Source organism: Arcobacter venerupis (genome assembly GCF_013201665.1).
Lineage (GTDB): Bacteria > Campylobacterota > Campylobacteria > Campylobacterales > Arcobacteraceae > Aliarcobacter > Aliarcobacter venerupis.
In genome coordinates this window covers 1805585-1825155 of the sequence record NZ_CP053840.1, presented here as the reverse complement: position 1 = coordinate 1825155, position 19571 = coordinate 1805585, and the positions used below count along the sequence as shown (strand labels likewise).

At 27.8% G+C, this 19571-nt stretch carries 17 protein-coding genes and 1 tRNA gene; 16 read left to right on the top strand and 2 right to left on the bottom strand.

The features are described 5' to 3' along the window. Positions 1-3: 3 nt before the first annotated feature. Together AVENP_RS09125 and AVENP_RS09120 are read left to right on the top strand one after the other, a co-directional pair. Positions 4-1143 carry a restriction endonuclease subunit S gene (locus AVENP_RS09125; RefSeq protein ID WP_128358072.1) on the top strand — a complete coding sequence of 380 codons (1140 nt, stop codon included), beginning with the start codon at positions 4-6 and terminating at the stop codon, positions 1141-1143. A gap of 9 nt (positions 1144-1152) precedes the next feature. Then, complete coding sequence (locus tag AVENP_RS09120) at positions 1153-4062, top strand: type I restriction endonuclease subunit R (RefSeq protein WP_128358073.1); 2910 nt, start codon at positions 1153-1155, stop codon at positions 4060-4062. A gap of 12 nt (positions 4063-4074) precedes the next feature. On the opposite strand, the gene AVENP_RS09115 is transcribed toward AVENP_RS09120, so the two are convergent. Next, the gene (locus AVENP_RS09115) at positions 4075-4869 is read right to left on the bottom strand and encodes a polysaccharide deacetylase family protein (RefSeq protein WP_128358074.1); all 795 of its coding nucleotides are present in this window, start codon (positions 4867-4869) and stop codon (positions 4075-4077) included. Between the two features lie 143 nt (positions 4870-5012). Here AVENP_RS09115 and AVENP_RS09110 point away from each other — a divergent pair, with 143 nt between their 5' ends. The 11 genes from AVENP_RS09110 (at position 5013) to AVENP_RS09065 (ending at position 16628) form a co-directional block, all read left to right on the top strand. Beyond that, positions 5013-5696, top strand: a complete 684-nt coding sequence (locus AVENP_RS09110) for a HesA/MoeB/ThiF family protein (protein WP_128358075.1) — start codon at positions 5013-5015, stop codon at positions 5694-5696. Positions 5697-5711: 15 nt separating this feature from the next. Next, positions 5712-6338 carry a LysE family translocator gene (locus tag AVENP_RS09105; protein ID WP_128358076.1) on the top strand — a complete coding sequence of 209 codons (627 nt, stop codon included), beginning with the start codon at positions 5712-5714 and terminating at the stop codon, positions 6336-6338. A 74-nt stretch (positions 6339-6412) separates the two neighbouring features. Continuing rightward, complete coding sequence (gene carB / locus AVENP_RS09100; protein WP_128358077.1) at positions 6413-9655, top strand: carbamoyl-phosphate synthase large subunit; 3243 nt, start codon at positions 6413-6415, stop codon at positions 9653-9655. A gap of 6 nt (positions 9656-9661) precedes the next feature. Next, positions 9662-10105, top strand: coding sequence for a Sua5 YciO YrdC YwlC family protein (locus AVENP_RS09095; protein WP_128358078.1), 444 nt, complete (start codon positions 9662-9664; stop codon positions 10103-10105). A 60-nt stretch (positions 10106-10165) separates the two neighbouring features. Then, positions 10166-10241: transfer RNA gene (locus tag AVENP_RS09090), tRNA-Glu, on the top strand. Positions 10242-10843: 602 nt separating this feature from the next. Next, positions 10844-11221 carry a hypothetical protein gene (locus AVENP_RS09085; protein ID WP_128358079.1) on the top strand — a complete coding sequence of 126 codons (378 nt, stop codon included), beginning with the start codon at positions 10844-10846 and terminating at the stop codon, positions 11219-11221. Positions 11222-11223: 2 nt separating this feature from the next. Then, complete coding sequence (locus tag AVENP_RS15900; RefSeq protein ID WP_228201843.1) at positions 11224-11376, top strand: DUF5989 family protein; 153 nt, start codon at positions 11224-11226, stop codon at positions 11374-11376. Position 11377: 1 nt separating this feature from the next. Beyond that, positions 11378-13210 carry a carbamoyltransferase family protein gene (locus AVENP_RS09080; RefSeq protein ID WP_128358080.1) on the top strand — a complete coding sequence of 611 codons (1833 nt, stop codon included), beginning with the start codon at positions 11378-11380 and terminating at the stop codon, positions 13208-13210. A 3-nt stretch (positions 13211-13213) separates the two neighbouring features. Continuing rightward, positions 13214-14302 (top strand): SGNH/GDSL hydrolase family protein, encoded by a 1089-nt coding sequence (locus AVENP_RS09075; RefSeq protein WP_128358081.1) that lies wholly within the window; start codon positions 13214-13216, stop codon positions 14300-14302. Beyond that, on the top strand, positions 14302-15261 hold the full coding sequence (locus AVENP_RS09070) for an SGNH/GDSL hydrolase family protein (protein ID WP_128358082.1): 960 nt from the start codon (positions 14302-14304) through the stop codon (positions 15259-15261). Before AVENP_RS09075 ends, AVENP_RS09070 begins: the two co-directional genes overlap by 1 nt. A 356-nt stretch (positions 15262-15617) precedes the next feature. After that, positions 15618-16628 carry an MBOAT family O-acyltransferase gene (locus AVENP_RS09065; protein ID WP_346726418.1) on the top strand — a complete coding sequence of 337 codons (1011 nt, stop codon included), beginning with the start codon at positions 15618-15620 and terminating at the stop codon, positions 16626-16628. A 240-nt stretch (positions 16629-16868) separates the two neighbouring features. Here AVENP_RS09065 and AVENP_RS09060 read toward each other — a convergent pair whose 3' ends face one another. Further along, positions 16869-17657, bottom strand: coding sequence for an ABC transporter ATP-binding protein (locus AVENP_RS09060; RefSeq protein ID WP_128358084.1), 789 nt, complete (start codon positions 17655-17657; stop codon positions 16869-16871). Between the two features lie 93 nt (positions 17658-17750). Here AVENP_RS09060 and AVENP_RS09055 point away from each other — a divergent pair, with 93 nt between their 5' ends. Genes AVENP_RS09055 through AVENP_RS09045 form a run of 3 tightly spaced genes read left to right on the top strand, consistent with a single transcriptional unit; the run spans position 17751 to position 19493 of the window. Continuing rightward, on the top strand, positions 17751-18194 hold the full coding sequence (locus AVENP_RS09055) for a GyrI-like domain-containing protein (protein WP_128358085.1): 444 nt from the start codon (positions 17751-17753) through the stop codon (positions 18192-18194). A gap of 13 nt (positions 18195-18207) precedes the next feature. Next, a complete protein-coding gene (locus AVENP_RS09050; protein WP_128358086.1) occupies positions 18208-18495 on the top strand; it encodes a chorismate mutase in 288 nt (95 codons plus the stop codon). Beyond that, positions 18492-19493: a GNAT family N-acetyltransferase gene (locus AVENP_RS09045; protein WP_172664267.1), complete on the top strand. Its 1002-nt coding sequence runs from the start codon at positions 18492-18494 to the stop codon at positions 19491-19493. Before AVENP_RS09050 ends, AVENP_RS09045 begins: the two co-directional genes overlap by 4 nt. Positions 19494-19571 lie beyond the last annotated feature (78 nt).

Below are 19571 nucleotides of genomic sequence, written 5' to 3'. Positions count from 1 at the left end.
GTTATGAGTAAAATACCTAAATTGAGATTCAGTGAGTTTAGTGGAGATTGGGAAGAAAAAGAATTAAAAGAAACTTCTATAATTAATCCAAAAACAAAAGAATTACCAAATAAGTTTATTTATATAGATTTAGAGAGTGTTGAAAAGGGTTTACTTGTAAAATCAAATGAAATAATAAAAGATGAAGCACCAAGTAGAGCACAAAGATTATTGTCAATTAATGATATTTTATTTCAAACAGTTCGACCCTATCAAAAGAATAATTACTTTTTTAAATTAGATGGTGAGTATGTTGCTTCGACAGGTTATGCTCAAATAAGAGCAAATGAATCATCTGAATTTTTATATCAGAAACTTCATACTGATAATTTTGTGAATAAAGTTTTATTAAGATGTACAGGTACAAGTTATCCAGCTATAAATTCGACAGATTTATCAAAAATAAGAATTTATATCTCAGGAAAACAAGAGCAAGAAAAAATAGCTTCTTTTCTAACCTCAATTGATACAAAAATAGAACAATTAACAAAAAAAGAAACATTACTTCAAGAATATAAAAAAGGTGTAATGAATAAAATATTTAATCAAGAGATTAGATTTAAAGCTGATGATGGAAGTGAATTCCCTGAGTGGGAAGAAAAAAGACTGGGAGATATTGGTAAATTTTCTGCTGGTGGAGATTTGAATAAATTAGAATATTCAAAAGAAAAATGTGAAAAATATTTTTATCCAATATATGCTAATGGAGCAGGAGAAGGATTATATGGATTTGCAACAACTTTCCAATATAAAACAAATTGTGTGACGGTTAGTGGAAGAGGTAATTTAGGTTATGCAAATTTAAGAAAAGAGAATTTTAATGCAATTGTTAGGTTAATTGTAATTGAACCTAAAAGTAATATTTGTAGTAGTTTTTTGAAAGAAATAATTAATAATATAAATTTTGCTATTGAAAGTACTGGTGTTCCACAATTAACTGTTCCTCAAATTTCTTTATATAAAGCTTTTTTCCCTTGTATTCAAGAACAAACAAAAATAGCAAACTTCTTATCATCAATAGATAAAAAGATAGAATTAACAACAAAAGAGTTAAATTCTACAAAAGAGTTTAAAAAAGCACTTTTACAACAGATGTTTGTGTAAAGGATAATAATGAGCAGACAAAATGAAGCGATACTTGAAAATAACCTTATTAAACAACTTATTAGTTTAAAGTATGAAAAAGTAGATATAAAAGATGATAAAGATTTAGAAACAAATCTTAAATCACAACTTGAAAAGCATAATAAAACAAGCATAAGTGAAAGTGAATTTAAAAGAATATTAAATCATCTAAATGGTGGAAGTGTATTTGAAAAAGCTAAAAAGTTACGAGATAAGTATGTATTAACTCGTGATGATGGAACTGTATTCTATATTGAATTTTTAGATAGTGAACATTGGTGTCAAAACCTTTTTCAAGTTACAAATCAAATCAGTATAAATGGAACTTACAAAAACAGATACGATGTAACTCTTTTGATAAATGGTTTCCCACTTGTTCAAATTGAACTAAAAAGAAGAGGATTAGAACTCAAAGAAGCTTTTAATCAAATCAATAGATACCAAAGACACTCTTATGGCTCAAATAGTGCATTGTTTCATTATGTTCAAATCTTTATTATTAGCAATGGAGTAAATACAAAATATTATGCCAACAATAAAAAACAAAGTTTTAAACAAACATTTTTTTGGGCAAGTAAAGAGAATAAAAATATCACAAACCTTGAAGAGTTTACCTCTTTCTTTTTAGAGAGATGTCATATCTCTAAGATGATATGTAAATATATTGTTTTAGCTGAAGTTGATAAGATACTTATGGTTTTACGACCTTATCAATTTTACGCGGTTGAAGCTATTATAGAACAAGTAAATACTTCAAAAAGAAATGGCTATATTTGGCATACAACAGGAAGTGGTAAAACTCTAACTTCATTTAAAACAGCACAAATACTTATGAAGTTGCCAAAAGTAGATAAAGTAGTTTTTGTGGTAGATAGAAAAGATTTGGACTTTCAAACAACAAAAGAGTTTAACTCATTTAGTGATGGAAGTGTAGATGGTACTGATAATACAAAAGCTTTAGTAAAACAGTTTAGTGATGATACAAAGTTAATAGTAACAACAATACAAAAATTAAATACTGCAATAAATAAAAAACAATACCTAGAAAAGATGGAAAAACAAAAAGATAAACATATAGTATTTATCTTTGATGAATGCCATAGAAGTCAGTTTGGTGAAACACATCTAAATATCAATAAATTTTTTACAAACAATCAAATGATAGGATTTACAGGAACACCAATATTCCCTGAAAATGCTATGGGAAATAAATTGGGCAAAAGAACCACAGCAGACCTTTTTGATGATAGACTTCATAGATATGTAATAACAGATGCAATCAATGATGACAATGTCTTGAAATTCTCAGTTGAGTATATAGGAAGATATAAAGAAAAAGAGGGAAGTGCTACAAATATTGATATTGAAGTAGAAGATATAGATAGGGAAGAATTACTACAAAGTGAAGATAGAATTGAAAAAATAGTAGATTATATTATCGCTAATCATGGAAGAAAAACTCATAGTAAAGATTTTACTGCAATGATGACGGTAAGCAGTGTTGAAATGCTTACAAAATATTATGAAACATTTAGAAGTAAAGAACACAATTTAAAAATAGCAACAATATTCTCATATAGTGCAAATGAAGATGATAAAGATGCAAATGGTTTGTATGAGTCAGATGGAGCACATATTGATGAAGAGCATATCAATAAACATAGTCGTGAAAAACTTGATGAGTATATAGCTGATTATAATAAGATATTTGGGACAAAATACAGTACAAAAGATAGTAAGACTTTTTATAACTATTACAATGAATTATCAAAAAGAGTAAAAAAAGGTGAAGTGGATTTACTTCTTGTGGTAAATATGTTTTTAACTGGATTTGATAGTAAAAGACTAAATACTTTGTATGTGGATAAAAGCTTAAAATATCATGGACTTATTCAAGCTTTTTCGCGAACAAATAGAATACTTGATGAAAGAAAATCTCAAGGGAATATTGTTTGTTTTAGAAATATCAAAAAAGCTACAGATGATGCAATTGCACTTTTTTCAAAAGAGGAAGCAAAAGATATTATACTAATGCAACCTTATGAAGAGTATGTTATTAAATTTAATGAAGCTTTTATAAATCTTATAAAAATAGCTCCAAGTGTTAGTAGTGTAGATAGATTAATAAGCGAAGATGATAAATTGGAATTTATCAAAGCATTCAGAGAATTGATGAGGTTAAAAAATATCTTAGAGGGATTTAGTGATTTTAAATGGTCTGATTTGTCTATGAGTGAGCAGATGTTTGAAGACTATAAGTCAAAATATCTTGATATGTATGAGAAAATAAAAAGTGAAAGAACTCAAGGAAGTGAAAAAGTATCAATACTTGAAGATGTAGACTTTGAACTTGAACTTATCCATAAAGATGAGATAAATGTAGCATATATTTTAAAACTATTGGCAAAATACAAAGACTCAACAGAAGATGAAAAACAAAGACAACGAGATAATATCTCAAATATTTTGACAAATAATCCACAACTAAGAAGTAAAAAAGAACTTATAGAAAAATTTATCAATGAAAATCTTTATTCAATCAATGAAGATGATATTGAAGATGAATTTGATAAGTTTTGGGAAGAACAAAAAGACCAAGCATATAAAGAGTTGTGTAATGAAGAAAATCTTGATTGCAAAGAAGTGCGAAAAGTTGTAGATAAATATATCTATGAACAAAGAGTTCCTCTAAAAGATGAAATAGTACATACCCTAAAAGTAAAACCAAAACTTTTAGAAAGACAAAAAATCATACCAAGAGTTTTGAATAAAATTATAACTTTTGTAGAAAAATTTTATGATGATATGGGGACACAAAGTAATATCTCATCAAATAGTGAGTATAACGCTATTGAAAATGAACTTTTAGTTGCAGATGTAAAACCCGAATATACCTAAAAAACTATCTGATTATTTCAAAGAATAATCAGATAGTTTTACAAATTTGTAGCCTTCTTCTTTTAGTTTTTTAATAACTCTTATAATTCCTTCTCTTGTGTGAGATTCTGGATGATTAAATTGAATTACTGCAATTTCGCCACCTTTTACATTTGCGAATGCTTCTTCGATTTTTTTAGCGCTATATGTTGCACCCGCATCACCTAATACAGAAAAACCAACAACTTCATGTCTTAAACTATTTGCAACTTTTACAGCAACTTCATCATAATGAGCTGTTCCTGAACGGTAATATCTTGTTTTTTTATGAGTTATTTCTTCGATTTTTTTTGCGTTTAATTCAATCTCATCAACAAGTTCTGAAATATTTGCAGTTCCTTCCATGCCATAAACTGATTTTCCATTTACAGATGCTGGTTTATATTCATATCCATGATTTTCTATTTGAAAAAGTGGATTAGAAGCTAGATTTTTTACAATTTCCATATTTTTATCAATCCATTTTCCACCAAGGAATAGTGTCGCAGGTATTTGTTCTTTTTCTAAATAAGCAATTAGATGACTATCATAACCTGTTCCACCTTTTCTTCCTGAAGCATCAAGAGTAAGAGCAATAACTTTGTTTTTTGTTTTAAGTTTTGTTTTTACTCCTGTTACATTTTCTCCCCATTCTTTAGGTTCATTATTTTGGTATTTTTTCTCTACGGTTTGTTTTAATTTCTCATAATTATCGCTAGAATTAGTAGAAGCCGAATTAGCATTTAAAGCTAAAATACATAGAGTTAAAAAAATATAATATTTTTTCATTTGTTACCTTTTATTTATTTTTTTTGCATTATACAATATATGGGTTATTATACTTGATTTTGCTTATAGTAATTTAAACTAAATTTGATATGATTACAAATAAAATAATAAAATAAACTATATTTTTTTACTAAGGATTAAATATGAATGAAGAATTTAACGAATATTTCAATAGACAAATAAAACTTTGGGGTCAAGAAACACAAGACTCTCTTCAAAATAAAAAAGTTGCAATAATAGGGAGTGGTGGACTAGGATGTACACTTGGAATTGCTTTGGGAGCTTCTGGAATAGGGGAGTTTACTTTTGTAGATTTTGATACGGTTGGAGTTCATAATATCCATAGACAAATAGGTTTCAAAGTTGGTGATGATGGAAAATACAAAGCAGAAGTTTTAAAAGAACTTATGGAATCAAGATGTCCTTATGTAAAAGTAAATGCTTGTACTGAAAGTTTTGAAGAGTTTGCAAAAAAAGATTTAACTTTTGATTTAATCATAGATGCAACTGATAATCTTCCAACCCGAGCAGCAATAAATGAATATTGTATGAAACACAATCAACCTTGGATTTATGGAAGTGTTGAGGAGTTTCATGGGCAAGTTTGTTTTTTTGAAAAAGCCTCTTATGAAGCAGTTTTTCAAATAAATGATAGAAAACCAAATGGAATTGCTTGTCCTATTGTTATGCATATTGGCTCACTTCAAGCAAATCTAGCACTTAGATATTTAGCTGGTCTTAGTGTAAAAAAAGATGTTTTATATTATCTATCATTTGATAATGAGGGTGTGATTAATACAAAAAAATTTAATCTTCCAACAGCTTAAAAATAGGGATAATAAATGCTTTCACTAGAAACGATAATAACTTTCTTCTCGGCTTCACTTTTATTAGCACTTGTGCCTGGCCCTGATAATATTTTTGTTTTAACACAATCAATATTTCAAGGAAAAAAATCAGGATTAATGATAGTTTTTGGTTTATGTACCGGACTTATTTTTCACACTATGGCTGTTAGTTTAGGTGTTGCTGTTATTTTTCAAACTTCTGTGATTGCATTTACTATTTTAAAAATAATTGGCGCTGGTTATCTTCTTTATCTTGCATGGCAAATTTTCCATGCTTCAAGTGAAAAAATTGATACAAAAAATAATAAATTCATTGATTATAAAAAACTTTATTATCGTGGAATTATAATGAATATTACAAATCCAAAAGTATCTATTTTTTTCTTGGCTTTTTTACCACAATTTACAAATGCAAATTTAGGTTTTGTACCTTTTCAGATGATACTTTTAGGAATGCTTTTTATAATTGCAACAGTTTTAGTATTTGGCTCAATTGCACTTCTTTCAGGTACTTTGGCAAATGTTTTTAACAAATCTGAAAATTCTCAAATGATCTTAAATAAGCTGGCTTCATTTGTCTTTGTGGCACTTGCAGTAAAATTAGCAATGACTAAACAATAGGCACATAACCCAATTTTAAGACCTTTTTAGATACACTATCCGAATTTTATAAAATATATATACGGGGAATTTTTATGCCAAAAAGAGAAGATATAAAGTCTATTTTACTTATCGGTTCTGGGCCAATTGTTATTGGTCAAGCATGCGAGTTTGATTACTCTGGTACACAAGCTACAAAAACGCTGAAAGAATTAGGATATAGAGTTGTTTTAATTAATTCTAATCCAGCAACAATCATGACTGATCCTGAATTTGCTGATAAAACTTACATTGAACCAATTACAGAAGCTGTAGTTGCGAAGATAATTGAAAAAGAAAAAATTGATGCTATATTACCTACTATGGGTGGACAAACTGCACTTAATGTCGCAACTTCAATGTATGACAAGGGTATGCTAGAAGGTGTAGCTTTCCTTGGAGCTCATCCTGATGCTATTAAAAAAGGTGAAGATAGACATCTTTTTAACGAAGCTATGATAAAAATTGGTATGGATTTACCAAGAAGTGCAAACGCATATAGCGTTGAAGAAGCTATGAGAGTAGCAAAAGAGATAGGTTTTCCAGTAATTTCTAGAGCTTCATTTACCCTTGCAGGTGGTGGTTCTGGTGTTGCTTATAACATGGAAGAGTTCAAAAAACTTGCTGAAATCGGTATAGAAGCATCTCCAATTAATGAAATTGAAATCATGGAATCTATGCTTGGATGGAAAGAATACGAGATGGAAGTTATCAGAGATAAAAATGATAACTGTATTATCGTATGTTCTATTGAAAACTTAGACCCAATGGGTGTTCATACAGGAGATTCTGTAACTATCGCACCTGCTTTAACTCTTACAGATAAAGAATACCAAGATATGAGAAATGCATCTTTTGCAATTCTTAGAGAAATTGGTGTTGATACTGGTGGTTCAAATGTTCAATTCTCAATTTGTCCAAATACTGGAAGAATGATTGTAATTGAAATGAATCCAAGAGTTTCAAGATCATCTGCACTTGCATCAAAAGCAACTGGTTATCCAATCGCAAAAGTAGCAACTTTACTTGCTGTTGGATTTACACTTGATGAAATTCAAAACGATATTACAGGAACAACTGCATCATTTGAGCCAGTTATTGATTATGTTGTTACAAAAATCCCAAGATTTACTTTTGAAAAATTCCCTAAAGCAGACTCAACACTTACAACTTCAATGAAATCAGTTGGTGAAGTAATGGCAATTGGAAGAACTTTCAACGAATCTATCCAAAAAGCTCTTTGTTCATTAGAAACTGGACTTGTTGGATTTGATAGAATCGCTGGTGATTTTGATTTCATAAAAAAAGAGATTAGAAGACCAAATGATAAAAGACTTTTATACCTAATGGAAGGTATGAGACAAGGTTTATCAAATGATGATATTTTTGAATTATCAAAAATTGACCCATGGTTCTTATCTAAATTCAGAGAAATATTTAATTTAGAAACATCAATAAATGAATCAATTTTAAGTGATGCTGAGTTTATGAGAAAAATCAAAACAAATGGATTTAGTGATAAAATGATCGCAAATCTAATTGGTAAAACTGAAGAAGATGTATATCAAGCTAGAAAAGCTTTAGATGTTGATTTTGAGTACAACGAAGTTGATACTTGTGCAGCAGAGTTCAAAGCTTTAACTCCATATTTATACTCTACAACTAATATCACAAAATTGCCAAAAGTTGAAAAAGTTGAATCAACAGAGAAAAAAGTAATGATTATTGGTGGTGGACCAAATAGAATTGGTCAAGGAATCGAGTTCGATTATTGTTGTGTACACGCATCATTTGCTTTAAATGAAATGGGTGTAAAAACAATTATGTATAACTGCAACCCTGAAACTGTATCAACAGATTATGATACTTCAGATGTTTTATATTTTGAACCAATTGATTTCGAACACGTAAGAAGTGTAGTAGAAAAAGAGAATCCAGATGGTGTTATTGTACATTTTGGTGGACAAACTCCTTTAAAACTTGCAAATGCTTTAACAAAAGCTGGAGCAAAAATCATAGGAACAACTGCTGAAGTTATTGATTTAGCAGAAGATAGAAAAAAATTCTCAGCATTTGTTGAAAATATCGGATTATTACAACCTGAAAATGGAACAGCTGTTGAAGTAACAGAAGCTATCACAATAGCTGAAAAAATCGGTTATCCAGTACTTGTAAGACCTTCATTTGTTCTTGGAGGACGTGGAATGAAAATTGTTTATTCAACAGATGAATTAAAACAATACATGGATGAAGCAGTTTCAGTTTCAAATGATGCACCAGTTTTAATTGACAAATTCTTAGATAGAGCAATTGAGCTTGATGTTGATTGTATTTGTGATGGAAAAGAAGTTTATATTGGTGGAATTATGCAACATATAGAAGAAGCTGGTATTCACTCTGGTGATTCAGCTTGTTCTTTACCTCCGATCTCAATTAGTGAGGATTTAATTAGACAATTGGAAACAAAAACTAAAGAGATGGCTTTAGGTCTTGGTGTTGTTGGACTTATGAATACTCAATATGCAATTCACAAAGGTGAGATTTATTTAATTGAAGTAAATCCAAGAGCTAGTAGAACTGTTCCATTTGTATCAAAAGCTACTGGTATGCCACTTGCAAAAGTTGCAACAAGAGTTATGTGGGGTGAAACTTTAAGAGACGCACTTGCAGTATATGATAAAGATATTGTAACTGAGGGTAATGGAGTATTAAAACCAAAATTAAAAGGTCACGTGGCTGTTAAAGAAGCTGTATTCCCATTTAATAAACTTTCAGGTGCTGATTTATTATTAAGTCCTGAAATGAAATCAACTGGTGAAGTTATGGGTATTTCTGATAGCTTTGGAATGGCTTTTGCTAAATCACAAACTGCTGCAAAAAATGACCTTCCAAAAGGTGGAAAAGTATTTATTTCATTATGTGATTTAGATAAAGAGTTTGCTCCAAGTATTGCAAAAGGTTTAGCTGAAAATGGCTTTACAATCGTAGCAACTGGTGGAACTTATACTACTATAAATGAAGCTGGTGTTGAGTGTGAAAAAGTATTAAAAGTTAGTGAAGGAAGACCAAATATCATAGATTTACTTACAAATGGTGATATTGCAATGGCTATTAATACAAGTGAAGCAAAAGAGGCATCAAAAGATGATGGTAAAAATATTAGAAGATCAGTTCTTAGAATGAATGTTCCTTATTTTACAACAGTTGCAGCTGCAAACGCAGCAGTTGAAGCAATCAAAGTTTTAAAAACTAATGATGTTTCAACTCCTAAATCAATCCAAGAATTCTTAAACGATTAAGAATTCATGGATTCTTCTTTAGTTTATCTAGTACAAACTGATACAACAGTAGGTTTCTCATCTTATAATGATGAGAAACTCTCTTTAATAAAACAAAGACCAACATCAAAAAAAATACTTCATACAGTAGATTCTTTTAAGACTTTAACTCAACATACACGAGTTCCAAAAAGTTTTAGAAAAAAAGTAAGAAATAGTAAAAGAACAACTTTTATTTATCCAAATACAAAGTCATTCAGAGTTGTGCCTAAAGATTCTGATTTTTATGATTTTATCCATAAATTCAATATTTTGTATTCAACATCAGCAAATAAAACAGCTGAAAGTTTTGATAAAGATTTTGCAACAATTGGAGCTGATATTTTAGTTGAAGATAAAAAAGGTTTTTATGAGACAAAAGCCTCAACAATAATAAAACTCTCGAAAAAAGCCCTAAAGAAACTAAGATAATAATCACTTTTAAGCAAAAACAAACTCAAACTAAAATATAATCCTACTCCTAAAAAAATTGACCCTGTCGTCTAGTGGCCAAGGACGTCTGGATTTCCTCCAGAACACGCATGTTCGAATCATGCTGGGGTCGCCATTTATTAAGTGTCTATTTATAGGGATTTGATTTTTTAATAGGTGTCTTCGTAGGTATCCTTTTTAATAAGATTTTTATATAGTATAAAAATCTTGTACTACCTTATCTTTTTATCTTCGATAGAATCGCTTTCCATAAAATTATGTTTTCTACAAATATATAGTATCAATACTTTTGTACAATAAAATAGTAATACTAAAGTTGTGGTAATTTCTTTTAAATATTTTTTTATCTTAGAAAATTAAAAGAAGAAGTTTTGAAACGGATGTAGCTTGTCAAATGCAAGGAGATTGGTTGAATTTCCAAAAGATAATTTTCAGCATTTGTAGCAACTATTGAATTTAGTAGAGTATCTTATGTTACTCTGTATGGATATCAAAAATGCTCAATATCTATTTGAGAATTGGAGTTTAATACTTTCTAATCGCTTATATTTTTTGAGGAAGTATAGAAGCTACAAATAAATAATTTAAAAGCTCACCTTTTATTTTTAAATGATTTAAAACTGTATATTTTTGTTAATGTTAAAAAATCAGAAAATTTGGTATAATGCAAAAAAAATATAAATAATTTAGTGAACTAATATAAAAAAGGATAATAATTTGAAAAACTCATTACAAAATCAATTCATATATTTAATGTGTTTTATTTTTTTAATTTTTGCTTTTTTACCTGTGCTAAAAAGTGAAAAAATAAATATAATATTCATTATTGTACCTTTTGTCATATTTTTGATGAATATGTTTTTCTCAAAGTTATTTACACCTATTTTTTTAGCGTGGATGTTTATAGGTAAAATTTTAGAAAAAATAATTCCACCAATAATAATGAGTATAATTTTTTTTACTTTATTTTTTCCAATTGGTTTTTTTTTAAAGCTAATTGGAAAAGATTTACTTAATAAAAAATTTGAAAAAGAAAAAGAATCTTACTGGATTATTAGAAATGACGAAATTCAATCAATGAGGTATCAATTTTAATTATGATTAGTTTTATTAAAGAAATATGGCTTTTTTTAAAAATAAGAAAAAAATTTTGGTTATTACCAATTATTATAATAATGCTTTTAATGTCTTCTATTATTGTTTTTTCTCAAGGAACTGTAATATCACCTTTTGTATATACATTATTTTAATATGAGTTATATATTAGGTATTTCTGCATATTATCATGATAGTGCAGCAGCATTAATTAAAAATGGTGAAATTATTTCAGCGGTACAAGAAGAACGATTCACAAGAAAAAAGAATGACTCTTCTTTCCCTATAAACTCAATTAAATATATATTAAGAGATTCAAATATAACTATTTCTGAAATTGATTATATTGTATTTTATGATAAGCCATTTCTTAAATTTGAAAGACTTTTAGAAACTTATTTATCTTTTGTACCAAGAGGACTTTTGTCGTTTATAGTATCTATGCCTTTATGGCTAAAAGAAAAATTATTCCTAAAAAGAAATATAGTTTCTGAACTTAAGTTATTAGACAGTAATTTTAATGAAAAAAAACTTTTATTTAGTGAACATCATTTTAGTCATGCAGCAAGTGCTTTTTATCCATCAAATTTTAAAGAAGCAATAGTTTTGGTTGTTGATGGAGTAGGAGAATGGGTAACTAGTACTATTGCTATTGGCAAAGAATCGAACATAAATGTAGTCAAAGAGATTCATTTTCCACATTCTTTGGGATTATTATACTCCGCATTTACATATTATTGTGGATTTAAAGTTAACAGTGGAGAATATAAACTAATGGGTCTTGCACCTTATGGTAAACCTGCATATGAAGATATAATATTAAATAATTTAATTGATTTGAAAGATGATGGCTCATTTAAATTAAATCAAAAATATTTTAGTTATGCTACAGATTTAAAAATGATAAACAATAATTTTTGTAAATTATTTTCTATGCCTACTCGAAAACCAGATGAAGAATTGACTCAATTTTATATGGATATTGCAGCTTCTATTCAATCTGTTACTGAAACTATTATGTTAAAGATAACTCGTCATTTAGCAGATACATACAAGATTGAAAATCTTTGTTTAGCTGGTGGAGTTGCATTAAATTGTGTGGCAAATGGTAAAATTTTTAAAGATAAAAGATTTAAGAATATATGGATACAACCTGCTGCTGGTGACTCTGGTGGAGCAATAGGTGCGGCATTAGCAGCTTGGCATATTGAATTAAAGAATCCTCGCGTATATACAAAAGGTGACTCAATGAAAGGTTCCTATTTGGGACCTTCTTTTTCAGATAAGCAGATAGAAACTGAAATCTCTCCTTTAAATGCAATTTATGAAATATTTGAAGAAAAAGATTTAATACAAAAAGTGGCAAAAGATTTATTAAATGGAAAAGCAGTGGGATGGTTTCAAGGTAAAATGGAATTTGGACCTAGAGCATTGGGCAATAGATCAATATTAGCAAATCCATTAATGCCTGAAATACAATCAAGATTAAATTTACAAATAAAAAATAGAGAAAGTTTTCGTCCTTTTGCTCCATCAATTTTAAGTGAAAATGTACAAGAATGGTTTGATTTTGATGATTCTAGCCCTTATATGCTTTTTGTAGCAAATGTTAATGAAAATAAATTAAAAAAAATCTCTCAAGATGAAAAAAAAATAGAAGGTTTAAACAAACTAAAAATTGTTAGATCTGAGATTCCTGCAGTAACACACATTGATAACAGTGCAAGACTCCAAACTGTACACAAAGAAACAAATCATAAATATCACTCTTTAATTAGTGCATTTAACGATTTAACTGGTTGCCCAATATTGGTGAATACTTCTTTTAATGTAAGAGGAGAACCTATAGTTTGTACACCTAGGGACGCTTTTGAATGTTTTATTAGTACAGACATGGATATTTTAGTTATTAATAATTTTTATTTACAAAAAAATAAGCAACAGGTGAAAACAATATTAAATCAAAAAAACTTTGCACTAGAAGATTAATTTATGAAAGAATCTTTAAAAATACTTTTTATAAATCTAGTTATTTTTTTTACTATCATTGGTTGTATATTTTTTATTCCTATATTAACTTTTCAAACATATCAACTTATAAAAATCATTTTACCTCAATCGAAAGAGAATAAAAATATTTCACAAGAATTTTTAAAAGAATATAGGAATGTTCAATATAGATATCGAGATTTTGTAGTTAAAGAGCCTATCCCTTTTAATGGCAAAATTATTACCATACAAGAAGATGGAAATAGATTTACAAGTTTACCTACAAATGATGATAAAAATGCTCCAAAATATCTTTTTTTTGGCTCATCAACAATATGGGGGTATGGTGTAACCAATGAAAAAACTATTCCATCTATATTCACAACAAAATATAATATGTACTCTCTAAATTATGCTGATATCGGATACTCAGTAAGACAATCGTTAGAAAAACTTATAAATTTATATGTTGACTACGATGATTCTAGAAAAAATATTATTTTATTTAATGATGGACCAATGGATGCATTCTTAATGAATACTCAAAAAGAATTAAAATTACGTACAAGCTATGCAAAAAATATAGACGAAAGTATAAAATTAAATTCCCCTTTAACATTTAGTTATTTGATAAATCCTTTAAATGAATTTATATCAAAGATTAACCCAAAATTCTCAAAAAAAGAAAATGAAGATATAAATTTTGAAATGGATAAAGAAAAAATTGCCTTCATAGTTAATCAAATAATAAAAACTTGGAATATTGCAAATAGTTTGGCTGTTTCTAGGAATGATCAATTTATTGCAATTTTGCCACCTATTGCGTCTGTTGGAACACCTATCTTAAAAAATTTAACTACAAAAGATTTAAAGAAATCAGAAGAAATTGTATATATGAAAGAGCTGTATTCTTTAATTATTAAAAATATGAAGGAATATCCTAATATTAAATTTATAGATTTATCAGATATTTTCAATGATAAATCAGAATGTTATAGTGATTTTTCTCATTATACATATCAAGGAAATCTGATCTATGCTACAGAACTTAAAAAAAGACTCGATAATATACTTTCTAAAGGAAACAAATAATGAAATATGTTTTAGTTAATTCAATTATTTTTATTTTTACTTTAATACTTATGCTTCTTGGAATTGAAGGAATTTTAAGAATTAAAAATTCTGATATGAAAAATTATAACATCGAGATGTGGAAATATGCAAAAGAACTAAAAGTTAATAGTAATAATCTAGAATTAGGGCATGAGCATAAAAATTCTGCTCAGGCAACTTTGCAATCTGTAGTAATAAGAACTAATAATTTCGGTCTTAGAGGTCCAGATATAAATGAAAAAAGTGAAAATAAAAGAAGAATACTTTTTCTAGGGAGCTCTGCAACATTAGGATGGGGAGTGAAAGAAGAAGAAACCATGACTTCTCTTCTAGATGAAAAACTTGGCGAAAATGTAGAAGTTTTGAACGCAGGTATAGGTAACTATAACACTAGTCGGTATACTGAACTATTTTTTACTAAATTAGAAATATTACATCCTACTGATATAGTTATTCATTATTTTTTAAATGATGTTGAAATATTAAAAGCTAACTCAGGGAATTGGTTTTTACGAAATAGTGAATTAGCTGTTACACTTTGGGATTTGATAAATCGAATAAATTATAAAAGTTTTTCAATTGAAGATTATTACAATAATCTATATGAAAAAGATAGTAAAGGTTTTAATTTAATGTTAAATTCTTTAGATAAACTTAGTAATTACGCAAAAAAGAATAATATTAATATTTATTTTGTAATGACACCTGATATTCATGATATTACTAATTATAAATTTAAAAACATTCACAATATAATGAAAGAAATTGCAATAGAAAGAAACTTTACATATATAGATTTATTAGATTCTTTTGAGAATAAATATAAGTCTTCAGAGCTGTGGGTGATGAAAACAGACCCTCATCCTAATAAGAAAGCGCATGAAATTATGGCTGATGCTATTTATCCCTATTTAATAAACAATAATCTTAATAATTGAGTATATAGGTGTTATTTAGTTCTTTAGATTTTTTTTATTTTTTTATAGTTTATCTATTAGCTTGGTTTTTAGCACCAAAAAAATTCAAGCTTACTATCATAGTTTTATTTAGTCTTTTTTTTTATGGATATTGGAATTATTATTATAGTCTTTTCCCTGTAGTACTTACGTTATTGGCTTACATTTGCGCTTTTTATATTAATGCTTCAAGTCCATATATCAATAGAATAACACTCTTCCTATCTATATTTCTTGTTTCAGTTCCTTTAATATATTTTAAATATTTTAATTTTATTTTTAATACGAATACCGTAAATTTATCTTTACCTTTAGGTATTTCTTTTATAACTTTTACATTGATATCTTATATAATAGATGTTTCAAAGAAAAGATATCCTATAGAAAAAAATTTTAATATATTACTAGGATATATTCTATTTTTCCCACAATTAATAGCTGGACCTATTTTAAGACCAAGTGAACTCATCCCTCAACTAAAAAATCTTCCAATAGTTACAAATAAAATGCGTATATTAGCTATAACAATTTTCACTATTGGGTTAGCTAAGAAATTAATATTTGCAGACCAACTTGCTCCTTATGTTGATTCTGTGTATGCTAGTCCCACAACTGCTTTATATCATGAATGGTTGATAGCTATATATGGATTTAGCGTTCAAATATATTGTGATTTTAGTGGATATAGTGATATGGCTATTGGTCTTGCGCTTTTTTTTGGAATTAAATTACCTATTAATTTTGATCGCCCTTATTTAGCTACAACTGTACCTGATATATGGAGAAAGTGGCATATCACTCTTTCAACTTGGTTTAGAGATTATATATATTTCCCAATTGCAGGTAGAAAAACAAACATACAGTTACACTTTTTTGCGGCGCTCTTTACTATGACTGTTTGTGGTTTTTGGCATGGTGCAAGTTGGAATTTTATACTTTGGGGATTTTTGAATGGTCTTCTTGTCGCAATTACAAATTTATTACGAATAAAAAGAATTAAAATTCCTTTTCCTACAGCATTAAAAATTTTTCTAACTTTTCATTGGTGGGTTTTTTCAACTATTCTATTTAGATCAACTGACTTATCGAATGCTATGGATGTGTGTGCTCAAGCAATAAATTGGAGTACTTTTAATATATTTGCCTTAAAAGAGTATATTTTTCCTATTATTTTAATAACTATATTTTTTATGAGTCATTATTTTGATCAATTTAGTCGTGTGGAAAAAATAACAAACCAAATTAACAAAAAATATCTCTTCTTATTTTTACTTATGATTTGGATAATTGCTATTGTACTTGGTAGTTCAAGTGAAGAATCTGAGAAGTTTATATATTTCGATTTTTAATAATTATTACAATAGAATATATATAATTTCAAATCTCCTTATTAAAAATCAGGTGAATGACTTAATTAAATACTTAAATCATACTTTGTCATCTAATTTCTATTTTGTAATTTTTGAGTTAAAAAAGCCAAAGCAATTACAACTATTGCAACAATAACAAATCCTATAAGTTCATTTTGTAAATCTGACACAATTAAATCCTAAAATAATTTTTTTTCAACATTAAATTTTCTTAATAAATTAGAAAATCTCTTCCACATAATATCTATTATTTTTCATATTGATATGTACATTTGTATCAAATATTTCTGATAGATTTTCACTTGTTAAAATATCCTCTTTTTTCCCGCTTTTATAGATTGTATTATCATAAATCAAAGCCACATTTTGTATCTCTTCAAAAATCTCTTCTAAGTGATGCGTTACAAGGATTATTGAGCAATTTTTTGATAGCTTTTGAATCATTTTAATAAAATTTATTTGCGCTTTTATATCAAGTCCAACAGTCGGTTCATCAAGGATGAAAGCTTTTGGGTCGTGGATTAATGCCCTTGCAACTATACATTTTCTCAGCTCCCCCGTTGACATTTCTTGAACATATTTATCTGCTAGATGTTCAATCTCCAAATACTTCATAGTCTCTCTTGCTTTTTCGTGTTGAGCTTCTGTAAAATCTTGATGTTTAAAAACTCCAAGAGAGCTATAGTGACCACTTAAAACAACGATATATCCACTTAGAAAATAACCTTGAGTTGCAATATAGTTGTGTAAATCATTTGTGATGATTCCTAATTGTTTTTTTAAATCAGAAATAGAGTAAGTTGCTTTTCCTAAAATCTCTTTTTTAAATTCATTTGTTCTTCTTGGATGGATTTCTGATTGGATTAGTTTCATCAAAGTTGATTTCCCACTTCCATTTGCTCCAAGTATTGCCCAGTGTTCTTTTTCTTTTATTTTTAGAGTTATATCTTTTAATATAATTTTTTCGTCATATCCTACATTTATATTTTCAAAATCAATAATATTCATATTTTTTCCTAACATTTACGTTTTTTAAGATACTACTAGCAAATGTTTAATATAATCTTAAAATTAATAAAATCTACAAAATAAAGAGTAAAAATGAAAGTTACAAGAGTAAAAAAACTAATGATTTCAGGTATCAGTGTAGTTACAAACAATGAATTTGAAATGAGTGAAGAAAATGGCAAAATAGCACAACTTTGGGAAGAATATTTTGCAAATGATGTTTATAAAAAAACTTTCGATAAAGCAAACAGTGATTTTATGTATGGAGTTTATAGCAACTACGAGTCAGATGCAAGCGGAAACTACAAAGTAACTGTTGGAGTTGAAGTTACAAAACCAAAAAATGCCATAGTAATTGAAGATAAAAAATATTTAGTTTTCACAAAACAAGGGGAACTTCCAATGGTTGTAGTTGAATTATGGGAAGAAATTTGGGATTATTTTGAAAAAAATAGCGAATATGAAAGAGCTTTTGAAATAGATTTTGAAAAATATGCAAAAGAAGATGAGATAGAGATTTACGTTTCTATAAAATAGAGGAAAATAGAAAATGATTGAATGTAATTCAATAGATGAAGTTAGAAATAATATAAATAACATTGATGAACAAATAGTAAAACTAATAGCCCAAAGAGGTGAATTTGTAAAACAAGCAGCAAAGTTCAAAAAAGATAGCGATGCTGTAAAAGCACCAAAAAGAGTGGAAGAAGTTATCAATAAAGTAAAAGATTTAGCAAAATCAACTGGTGCAAATGAAGAAGTTGTGGAAAATGTTTATAGAAGTATGATTGATAGTTTTATAAATGCAGAGATGAAAGAGTTTGAAAAGTTAAAATGAAAAACTATTTAGAAGAAACAGAAATTATAGATTTTAAAAATGAAGAAGTTTTTAATCTTGCTTTTGAGTTATCAAAAGATTGTAAAACAGATGAAGAAATAGCAAAAAATTGTTTTACTTATGTAAGAGATAATATCAATCATAGTGGTGATTTCAAAGATGAAATTACAACTTGTAAAGCTAGCGATGTATTAAAATATAAAACTGGTTGGTGTTATGCAAAATCTCATCTTTTAGCTGCACTTTTAAGAGCAAATGGTATTCCTGCTGGGTTTTGTTATCAAAGATTATCTTGTAGTGAATATAAAAAAGATATTTATTGTTTACATGGTTTAAATGCAATTTATTTGAAAAATTATGGTTGGTATAAAATAGATGCAAGAGGAAATAAAGAGGGCGTAAATGCCCAGTTTAATCCACCTTTTGAAGAACTTGCTTTCAAACTAGAAAAAGATGAGTTTGATTTGCCAAATATTTATTCTAAACCTTTAGATGTTGTAATTGAAGCTTTGAAAAAAAATAAAACTTATGATGAAATGATAAATATTTTTCCAAATGTTAGCCATTTTATAGGAAAAGCAAAAACTTTTGATGCTCTAAGATTAAGCCAAATAACAAATGAATTAACAAGTTATATCTTTGAAAAAGAAGTACCAAAATGGTTTGAAGATGAACTTTTAGAAGAGAGCTTTAAAGAAAGAATTTTAAGTGATGAATACGAGTATTTTATTTATGTAATCGAAAATAAAATTGTGGGATTTATAACAATCAAAAATAAAAATCATCTTTTTCATCTTTTTGTTGATGAAAAATATCATAAAAAAGGCATTGCAAAAAAACTTTGGCAATACATAAACGAGCATTTTGATGTTTCAAATATGAGCGTAAATGCTTCGCTTTTTTCAATAAAAACATATGAATCTTTTGGATTTAAAATAAGTGGTGAACAAAGTGAATATTTAGGTTTAAACTATCAGCCTATGAGTTATAAATGTTAAATATGATTTGGAAATTTGTGAAAAAATATTTGAAGAAATAATATAAAAACATTACAATTTGTAATAATTATTTTGTTT